Origin of the sequence: Pseudonocardia sp. McavD-2-B (assembly GCF_024124365.1) — a bacterium.
GTDB lineage: Bacteria > Actinomycetota > Actinomycetes > Mycobacteriales > Pseudonocardiaceae > Pseudonocardia > Pseudonocardia alni.
Window position 1 is genome coordinate 1 of the sequence record NZ_JAMXSG010000253.1, and the last position, 8778, is coordinate 8778.

At 73.7% G+C, this 8778-nt stretch carries 10 protein-coding genes and 1 pseudogene; 5 read left to right on the forward strand and 6 right to left on the reverse strand.

Features of this window, described 5'->3' with window-relative positions; all coding sequences use genetic code 11:
• A pseudogene (locus tag NH602_RS24635) lies at positions 1–288 on the forward strand (RNA polymerase subunit sigma-24); the annotation flags it as partial.
• 372 nt (positions 289–660) lie between these two features.
• Here the strand turns inward: NH602_RS24635 and NH602_RS24640 are convergent.
• On the reverse strand, positions 661–1668 hold the full coding sequence (locus NH602_RS24640) for an AraC family transcriptional regulator (protein WP_253069023.1): 1008 nt from the start codon (positions 1666–1668) through the stop codon (positions 661–663).
• A 134-nt stretch (positions 1669–1802) separates the two neighbouring features.
• On the opposite strand from NH602_RS24640, the gene NH602_RS24645 reads away from it, so the two are divergent.
• From NH602_RS24645 to NH602_RS24655, 3 genes are all read left to right on the forward strand, one after another.
• Positions 1803–2666: an NAD(P)H-binding protein gene (locus NH602_RS24645; protein ID WP_253069024.1), complete on the forward strand. Its 864-nt coding sequence runs from the start codon at positions 1803–1805 to the stop codon at positions 2664–2666.
• Positions 2663–3082, forward strand: coding sequence for a DUF1772 domain-containing protein (locus NH602_RS24650; protein WP_100880726.1), 420 nt, complete (start codon positions 2663–2665; stop codon positions 3080–3082). The genes NH602_RS24645 and NH602_RS24650 overlap by 4 nt, the downstream gene beginning before the upstream one ends.
• A 138-nt stretch (positions 3083–3220) precedes the next feature.
• The gene (locus tag NH602_RS24655) at positions 3221–3499 is read left to right on the forward strand and encodes a hypothetical protein (RefSeq protein WP_062398562.1); all 279 of its coding nucleotides are present in this window, start codon (positions 3221–3223) and stop codon (positions 3497–3499) included.
• Positions 3500–3565: 66 nt separating this feature from the next.
• On the opposite strand, the gene NH602_RS24660 is transcribed toward NH602_RS24655, so the two are convergent.
• Positions 3566–5035, reverse strand: coding sequence for a peptide MFS transporter (locus NH602_RS24660; protein WP_253069025.1), 1470 nt, complete (start codon positions 5033–5035; stop codon positions 3566–3568).
• A gap of 72 nt (positions 5036–5107) precedes the next feature.
• Positions 5108–6097: a Gfo/Idh/MocA family protein gene (locus NH602_RS24665; protein ID WP_253069026.1), complete on the reverse strand. Its 990-nt coding sequence runs from the start codon at positions 6095–6097 to the stop codon at positions 5108–5110.
• 125 nt (positions 6098–6222) lie between these two features.
• On the opposite strand from NH602_RS24665, the gene NH602_RS24670 reads away from it, so the two are divergent.
• Complete coding sequence (locus NH602_RS24670; protein WP_253069027.1) at positions 6223–6633, forward strand: VOC family protein; 411 nt, start codon at positions 6223–6225, stop codon at positions 6631–6633.
• A gap of 139 nt (positions 6634–6772) precedes the next feature.
• On the opposite strand, the gene aroQ is transcribed toward NH602_RS24670, so the two are convergent.
• The 3 genes from aroQ to NH602_RS24685 form a co-directional block, all read right to left on the reverse strand.
• Positions 6773–7246 carry a type II 3-dehydroquinate dehydratase gene (gene aroQ / locus NH602_RS24675; RefSeq protein ID WP_208623158.1) on the reverse strand — a complete coding sequence of 158 codons (474 nt, stop codon included), beginning with the start codon at positions 7244–7246 and terminating at the stop codon, positions 6773–6775.
• 4 nt (positions 7247–7250) lie between these two features.
• On the reverse strand, positions 7251–7919 hold the full coding sequence (locus tag NH602_RS24680; RefSeq protein WP_073575961.1) for a response regulator transcription factor: 669 nt from the start codon (positions 7917–7919) through the stop codon (positions 7251–7253).
• Positions 7916–8778: sensor histidine kinase (locus tag NH602_RS24685; protein ID WP_253069028.1), on the reverse strand; the 863-nt coding region annotated here is incomplete at its 5' end. The genes NH602_RS24680 and NH602_RS24685, both read right to left, overlap by 4 nt.

Here is an 8778-nt window from a genome sequence, read left to right on the forward strand (position 1 = left end):
GCCCCCGAGGTCGTCTCGCTCGCCGACGGCGGCGGCGCGGTGTCGGCGGCCCGGCGCCCGATCCGCGGGGCGGAGAAGGTCGCCCGGTTCCTCGTCGGGCTGGCGGCTCAGCCGCTGCCGGGCGCGCTGACCGGCGCCGCGGAGTTCAACGGGCTCCCCGCGGTGGTGGTGCGCGGGCCGGACGGCGTCGACAGCGTCGTGCTCGTCGAGGTGTCCGAGGTGGACGGGGCCGACCTGGTCACCGCGGTCTACGCGGTGCGCAACCCGGAGAAGCTCGCCCACCTGTGAACACCTGGGCCCGGGGCGCAGGCCGACGGCGCCTCGGGCTCTCTCCGGCCGTCTCGCGCGCACGCTAGAGAAGCGCAGACCACCCGAGCGAGCAGGCGCGCGTAGCACCCTCTAGCCCTGTCTCGGATCGTTCCGAGAGAAGCGCAGACGAGTACATCGATCGTCGATCCGCCTCTGTACCGCTTTCTCGCACGAATACTAGACACCGTCATACGACAGCATCGACACACGAGCATGCCGTCGCATACCGCCGTCTAGAACGGTCGCGAGAGATCCGGATACGGGACGATCGACCTGATGCGCTACTCCTCCCCCGGTGGCGTCGTCGCAGCGTAGCAGCCCTGTGTCGAACGTGTGTGCGAGGGCCCGGAGTCAGCTCCGGAAGGCGGCGAGGGCGTCGGCCGTGCCCGCGAGCCCGTGCCGGCGCACCCGTCCGGCGGGCTCCCCGACGACCCGCGAGAAGGCTCGTGCGAACGCCGCCTCGGACCGGTAGCCGAACCGGTGGGCCGCCTGCGCCACCGTCCCATTCCCCCCTGACAGGAACTCGGCGGCGGCGTGCATCCGCCACCGGGTCACGTAGCCCATCGCGGACTCGCCGACGAGCTCGGTGAACCGGGCGGAGAACGCCGAACGCGACATGGCCGCCGTCGCGGCGAGCGCGGCGACGGTCCAGTCCCGCTCCGGCTCGCGATGCACCGCGGCGAGCGCGCGGCCGATCCGGTCGTCGGCGAGCGCCCCGAGCCAGCCGGTACGGGTGGCCGCGTCGGCCTGCAGCCGGCCGCGCACCGCCTGGAGGACCAGCACGTCGGCCAGCCGGGTGATCACCGCGTCGCTGCCGGGGCCGCCGTGCTCGACCTCCGCGGCCAGCAGCCGCAGCGTGTCCTGCACCCGGTCCCCGACCGGCGACGGCTCGACCCGGACGAGGTCGGGCAGGCTCGCGACGAGGTCGCTCGCGGCGGGGTGGGAGAAGCGGACCGCGCCGCACACCATCCGGGTCACCGGACCGTCGCCGCCGTGCCGGAGCAGGGCGTAGCGCCCGTCGAGCATCGGGTGCGGGATCGACCGGATGTCCGGGGCGGACACACCGGGCGCACTGCGCAGCACGTGCCCGGTCCCCCGCGGCACGACGACGAGCTCGCCGGGGCGCAGCTCGCGGTCGGCTCCGTCCCCGGCCCCGTCCCGGCCGCCGGCGCCGTCGACGGTGAGCCGGCACCCGCCGGAGGTGACGACGTGGAACCAGAGGCAGCCCGGCGTCGGCGGCAGCGTCATCCCCCACGGCTCGCCGAGCTCGGAGCGGCAGTAGAAGACGCCGTCCATCCGCAGCACGTGCAGCGCCTCCCCGAGCGGGTCGGCGGCCGGGAACGGCGGCGCGGTGGACACGGTGCACAGCATGACAGTCCGTCCACAGCTCATCCCCACCTGTGGACGAATGAGCACCAGTTGTGGATCCACAGCCATTCTGCGTCCGGCCGATGGCGGTGATCGTGGACGGATACCGACGAGAGGGGTTCGACATGATCACCGTGCTGGGTGCGACCGGGAACGTGGGATCGCAGGTCGTCCGGGAGCTGACCGCGGCCGGGGTGGACGTCCGCGCCGTCGCGCGCCGCCCGGCCGTCGCCGCGCCGGGGGTGCGGCCGTGGCCCGGCGACCTGGGCGACCGGGCGTTCCTGCGCCGGGCGTTCGACGGCGCGGCCGCCGCGTTCGTCCTGCTGCCGTTCGACGTCACCGCACCTGACCACGCCGCCCACCAGGCCCGGCTCGGGGAGTCGGTCGTCGCCGCGCTGCGGGACGCGGCCGTGACCCGGGTCGTCGCGCTGAGCTCGCTCGGGGCGGAGGTCCCGGGCGGCCCCGGCCTCGCCGCGACCGGGTACCTGGGCAGCCTGCACGACCAGGAGGCCCGGCTGGCGACGCTCGACGCGTACGTCACCCGGGTCCGGCCGGGCCTGTTCCTGGAATCGTTCCTGTGGTCGGCCGACGCCATGCGGGCGCACGGGGTGCACGCCGACTCGGTCGACCCGGACGTCGCGCTGCCGATGGTCGCCACCCGCGACGTCGGCCGGGCCGCCGCCGCGGCCCTGCTCGACCCGGACGCACCGGACGTCGTGGAGGTGCAGGGTGCGGCGGACCGGACGGTGCCCGACGTCGTCGCCGCGCTCGGGCCCGCGTTGGGCCTGCCGGACCTGGCCTACGTGCGCGTCCCCGACGGGGAGATGGAGCGGCTGCTGCGCGGGGCCGGACTGTCCGCCGACGGGGCGCGGCTGCACGTCGCGATGAACCGGGCGTTCAACGAGGGCCGGGTCCGGGCGCACGGCCCGCGGGGCGCCGCCGACGGCGTGCTGACCGTCGAGGAGTGGGCGGCGGGGGTGGCGGGATGACCGGCGTCCTCGACGGAGCCGCTCTCACCGGGGCGGGCCTGCTCGGCGGGGTCTACCTGGCGTTCTCGGTCGCAGTGCTCCCCGCCCTGCGTCGTCGCCCCGCCGCGGAGGCGGTCACGGTGATGCGCGGGGTGAACCGGGTGATCGTGAACCCGGTGTTCGGGACACTGTTCGCCGGCACCGCACTGCTCGCCGGCGCGGTGACGGTGGCCGGGGCGCTCGGCGGGCAGCCCCTGCGGATCGCGGGCGGTGTCGCGGTGCTGGCCGGCTTCGCCGTGACCGCCGCGGTGAACATCCCGCTCAACAACGCCCTGGAACGCGACGGCGACTGGGCCGCGTTCGCCCCGCGGTGGAGCGTCGCGAACCACCTCCGGGGGGCGTTCTCGGCACTCGGCGTGGTCCTGCTGCTGCCCTGAGTCGAACGTGTGTGCGACATCTCGGGTACCCGCCTGGCGCCTGCCGGGGCGGGCGGGGCACGCTGGTCGCCGCGCCCGCTCCCCCGGGTGCGGACCGGCCGTCGCCCGCGACGGCTCCGCAGCGACGACCGGGGGAGCATGAACACCCACGAACGACGGAGGCTGGCCGCCCTGCGCACCGACCGCGAGACGGTGCTCGCCGCCGCGGCCGCGCTGCGGCACGAGGCCGTGCAGGCGCGCTACGCCGGGCTCAGCCGCCCCGAGATCGCGTTCGGGCTGGCCTCGGTGCTGGAGATGCTGGCGATGCGGATTGCCGACCAACCCCCGGACGTCCGCGCGCACGTCGTGCGGATCGCCCGGGAGATGGCCGGCGACACGATGGACTCACCGACGATCCGGCGCACCCGTCGTCGGTGATCCACCGGAGTTGTCCACAGGTGTGTGCACAGCTGGGGACGGATCGAACCGGTGTTCGACCGGGGCCTAGCGGACGCCCTCCATCAGGACCTTCAGCTTCGGCACGAGCACGAGCACCACGATGCCGACGACGATCGCAGCGGCCCCGGTGATGCCGAAGTACGCGGCTTCGTTCTCCTCGCTGTAGAAGTCGGCCAGGACTCCGGCGAGCACCGATCCCATCGAGACCGACAGGAAGAACAGGGCCACCATCTGGGTGCGGAACGCGGCCGGAGCCAGCTTCGTCGACAGCGATTGACCGACTGGAGAGGTGAAGAGCTCTCCGATGCAGAACACCAGCAGGATCCCGGCGACGGCCAGCATCGGGGTGCCGTTGGCCCCGGTACCGGCCAGTGGCACGAACAACAGGAAGCCGACACCGATGATGATCGTGCCGAGCGCCATCTTCGCCGGCGACGCCGGCTGACGCGGGCCGAGCTTGGTCCACACCGCGGCGAACACTCCGGCCAGCAGCACGACGAACAGTGGTTCGATCGCCTGGACGGAGCCGGCCGGGATCTCGAACAGACCGAATACCGAGCGGTTCAGTCGTTCGTCCGCGTAGATCGTCAGTACGGTGAAGATCTGCTGGAAGATCGCCCAGAAGACAGCGCTGGCGATCCACATCGGCAGGAAGGCCAGCACACGGCGGCGCTCGACCCGGTTCACCCTGGAGCTGGTCAGCATCACGGAGAAGTAGGCGATCGTGGCGACCGCGACGACCCCGGTGACGATGTAGTCCAGGCGACCCGCCGTGATCACCCCGGTGACCGTGAGGACCAGCAGCACGACGACGACGGCCGCGCCGATCAGCCCGGCGCGGGTCCGCTGCGAGGCCGGGAGCGGGTTGGGCGGGAGCTTGCCCTCCGCCGGAAGGCTCCGGCGGAAGAACGCGTACTGGGCCAGACCGATCGCCATGCCGAGCGCGGCGAGACCGAACCCGATGTGGAAGCTCTCCGCCCGGGTCTGCACGACCGGGGTGAGGATCTGTCCGAGCAGAGCGCCGATGTTGACGCCCAGATAGAAGATCGAGAACCCGGCGTCGCGGCGGTCGTCACCCTCGCCGTAGAGCATCGCGACGATCGTCGACGCGTTCGCCTTGATCCCGCCGCTGCCGAGCGCTACGAGGACGAGACCACAGGCCAGCCCTGCTCCGCCCGGCAGGAGCGCCAGCGCGATGTGCCCGGCCATGACCGCCACCGCGCTGCCGAAGAGGACATGCTCCGGACCGAACAGCCGATCGCCGAGCCACGCGGCGAGGATCGTCGAGAGGTAGACGGTTCCGCCGTAGGCTCCGACGACTCCGGCCGCGACTCCCTGGTCGTAGCCGAGGCCGCCGGCGGTGACCTCGTAGTACATGTAGTACAGCAGGATCGCCTGCATGCCGTAGAAGGAGAACCGCTCGAACATCTCGACGCCGAACAGGGTCGAGAGCTGGACGGGGTGGCCGAGAAAGGTCCTCTCCCGGCGCTGGGATGTGGTCGTGGTGTCGGACACGCCGTTCGGTCTACTCCGCGGTGCAACGGTCGTAAAGCGCTTGACGAGTGACCGTCACCGCATCGCAACCCGTCAGATGGACGCCGGTCCCTCCTCCGGGACCATCCCGACCCGGTCGGCGACCGCGGCCATCACGTCCTGGACGGCGACGGTGTCGGCCAGCGGCATGACCGGGCTCTCCGTCTCTCCCGCCGCGACCCGGCGGGTCACCTCCTCGATCTCGTGCGCGTAGCCGCGCCCGGTGGCCGGCAGCACGGTCTCCTCGGGGTCGGCGCCGTGCCGGTGCACCACGATCCGGTCCGGGTGGTGGAAGCGCGGCGGCACCTCGATCCAGCCCTCGGTGCCGATCACCCGGGCCGAGCCGGGCATCGCGCACTGCAGGCTGACCTGCAGTGCGGCGCTGCGGCCGTCGGGCCAGCCGAGCAGGATCGACTCCTCCAGGTCCACACCGGACGGCGTCAGCGCACCGCTCGCCGCGACCGTGCCCGGACTGCCGAGCAGCATCTGGGCGAAGGAGACCACGTAGACGCCGAGGTCGAACAGGGCGCCGCCGCCGAGCTCCGGGGAGAAGAACCGGTCGTCGGCCCCGGAGCGGTTGCGCACGCCGAGATCGGCCTGCACGGAGCGGACCTCCCCGATCGACCCCTCGGCGACGAGCTCGCGCAGCCGGACGACGGCCGGGAAGAACCGCGTCCACATCGCCTCCATCACGAACACGCCGCGGTTGCGGGCGGCGGCGGCGATCTCGCGGGTCGCGACGGAGCTGACCGTGAACGCCTTCTCGATCATCAGGGCCTTGTCCGCCTCGATCGCGGCCAGCGCGATCGCGCGGTGCTGCGGGTGCGGGGTGGCGACGTAGAGGACGTCGACGTCCGGGTCGTCGAGGATCGCGCGGTAGCCGGTGTGCACCCGGTCGACGCCGTGCCGGCGGGCGAAGTCGGCACCGCGTTCCGCGGAACGCGACGCGACGGCGACGAGCTCGGCGCCGGGCACGTGTGCGAAGTCCGGTGCGACGGCGTCGGCGATGCGGCCGGGCCCGATGATTCCCCACTTCACGGTCATGCCCCGATCCTGCCCGGAGCCCGGCCGAAGTTCCCGGCGCACGACCGATGAGTCCGGTCACCGCCCCCGGTCCACCCCTTCGAACGGCACCGGGACCCCGGCGCCACCGTCCATAGGAGCCCCCGATGCCGAACATGATCTTCGTGAACCTGCCGGTCAGCGACCTGGACGCCGCGAAGGCGTTCTACTCCGCGCTCGGCTTCACCCTGAACGAGCAGTTCTCCGACGAGCGCACCGCCTCGTTCGTCGTCAGCGACGCAATCGTCGTCATGGTGATGGCGGAGGACCGGTTCCGGGAGTTCACCGAGCAGCCCGGTGTCGCCGACCCGCGGACCGCTCGCGAGGTCATCAACGCCTTCGGCGTCGAGAGCCGCGACGACGTCGACCGGCTGATCGACGCCGGTCTGGCCGCGGGCGGGACGCTGTCCGGCAAGACCGAGGACCACGGCTTCATGTACGGCCGCGGCATCGACGACCCGGACGGCCACCACCTCGAGTTCGTCTGGATGGACGCCGCGGCCGTCGCCGGGGAGTGATCCCCGCCCGGTCCGTCACCGCCGTCCGAGGGGTGCGGCGACGGACCGGGCCGATCGGCGCCGGCCTCGGTCGGCGTCCGATCGGACGGCGCAGGATCCGGCGGCGCACCGGCCGGGCAGCGCAGCGGCGACGGGCGGTTCAGACGGCGCGCAGCGGGCGCACCTTGCGGACCAGCCCGTCGATGGCGAGCGCGTAGCCGTCGACGCCGAATCCGACGACGATCCCGGCCGCCACCGGCGAGACGAACGAGTGGTGCCGGAAGGTCTCGCGGCCGTGCACGTTGGAGATGTGCACCTCGACCGTGGGGAGCTCGGCGCCCTCGATCGCGTCGTGCAGCGCGACCGAGGTGTGGGTGTAGGCGGCGGCGTTGAGGACCAGGCCGACCGCGTCGGCGCGCTTCACCGCGGCGCCGGCCTCGTGGATCCAGTCGACGAGGACGCCCTCGTGGTTGGTCTGGCGGAAGTCCAGCTCGAGGTGGTGCGCGGCGGCCGACTCCCGGCACAGCGCCTCGACGTCGGTGAGCACGGTCGTCCCGTACACCTCCGGCTTGCGGGTCCCGAGCAGGTTGAGGTTCGGGCCGTTGAACACGAAGACGGTGGTCACGCCCGCGATCCTCTCAGCCGCGCCAGCCGGGGCGGACCAGGCCCGACTCGTAGGCCAGCACGACCAGCTGCGCGCGGTCCCGGGCGCCGAGCTTGGTCATCGTGCGGCTGACGTGGGTCTTCGCCGTCGTCGGGCTCATGTGCAGGCGGGCGGCGATCTCGTCGTTGGACAGCCCGGCCGCGACCTCGGCGAGGACCTCCCGCTCGCGGTCGGTGAGCTCGCCGAGCCGGACCGCGCCGTCGGGGCCGCCCCGGGAGCGCGCCGCGAACTCGGCGATCAGGGTGCGGGTGACCGCCGGGGCGAGCAGGGCCTCCCCGCTGTGGACGACCCGGATGGCGTGGATGAGGTCGGCCGGTTCGGAGTCCTTGACCAGGAACCCGCTGGCGCCGCCGCGGATCGCGTCGAAGACGTAGGAGTCGTCGGTGAAGGTGGTCAGGACGACCACCCGGGTGTCGGCGAGGTCCGGGTCGTCGGTGATCTCCCGGGTCGCGGTGATGCCGTCGGTGCCGGGCATGCGGATGTCCATGAGGACGACGTCCGGGTGATGCTCGCGGGCCGCGGTGACGGCCTGTGCGCCGTCGGCGGCCTCGGCGACCACGTCCAGGTCGGGCTGGGAGCCGAGCAGGGCGCGGAACCCGGAGCGGACGAGCGCCTGGTCGTCGGCGAGCAGGACGCGGATCACCTGTCGGCTCCCGGGTTCGCTGGGCGGTCGGGGACGTGGGCCCGCCCGGGGCGGTCGGTCGCCCCGGGGGCCCCGGCCCGTCCGGTCGGGTCGGCCGGAGCGAATTCCGCGTGGGAGCGCCCGGCCGGGGCAGAGCCCGGGACGGCGGTATCCGGGGCGGCGGTGTCCGAGGTCGCAGGGGCCGGGTCGGCCGGGGGCGCGGGCAGGTGGGCGCGCACCCGGAAGCCCCGCTCCGGGCCCGGCCCCGCCTCCAGGGTCCCGCCGACCGAGCGCGCACGCTCGCGCATGCCGGTCAGCCCCGTGCCGTCCACCGCGCCGGGCGCCGGGCCGGCACCGTCGTCGTCGACGGTCAGGTCCAGCGCGTCGTCGCCGAAGCGCAGGGTGACCACCGCGCCGCCGGCCCCGGCGTGCCGACGCGTGTTGGTCAGCGACTCCTGCACGATCCGGTACGCCGCCAGGTCGACCCCGGTCGGCAACGGTCGCGGGGTCCCCCCGGTGCCGCGGCGCACCGGCAGCCCCGCGGCGCGCACCTCGTCGAGCAGCGCGTCGAGCCGGTCCAGGCCGGGGGTGGGCGCCCGCGGGGCCTGCTCGTCGACCCCACGCAGCACGCCGAGGGTGGAGCGCATCTCGCGCAGCAGGTCGCGGCTGGCCCGCTTGAACTCGGTGAGCGCGCTGCGGGCCTGCTCCGGGTCGTCGTCCATCAGGTAGAGCGCGACCCCGGCCTGCACGTTGATCAGGGAGACGTGGTGGCCCAGTACGTCGTGCAGCTCCTGGGCGATGCGCAGCCGCTCGGCGTCGGCGCTGCGCCGACGCTCGGCCTCGGCGGCCCGCCGGGCCTGCGCCGTGCGCTCGCGCCGGA

What these genes read in the sequence shown, in the direction of transcription:
- NH602_RS24670 (WP_253069027.1), top strand. Translation starts at nt 6,223, where the DNA reads ATGCCGAACATGATCTTCGTGAACCTGCCGGTCAGCGACCTGGACGCC.
- NH602_RS24665 (WP_253069026.1), bottom strand. Translation starts at nt 6,097, where the DNA reads ATGACCGTGAAGTGGGGAATCATCGGGCCCGGCCGCATCGCCGACGCC.
- NH602_RS24650 (WP_100880726.1), top strand. Translation starts at nt 2,663, where the DNA reads ATGACCGGCGTCCTCGACGGAGCCGCTCTCACCGGGGCGGGCCTGCTC.
- NH602_RS24645 (WP_253069024.1), top strand. Translation starts at nt 1,803, where the DNA reads ATGATCACCGTGCTGGGTGCGACCGGGAACGTGGGATCGCAGGTCGTC.
- NH602_RS24655 (WP_062398562.1), top strand. Translation starts at nt 3,221, where the DNA reads ATGAACACCCACGAACGACGGAGGCTGGCCGCCCTGCGCACCGACCGC.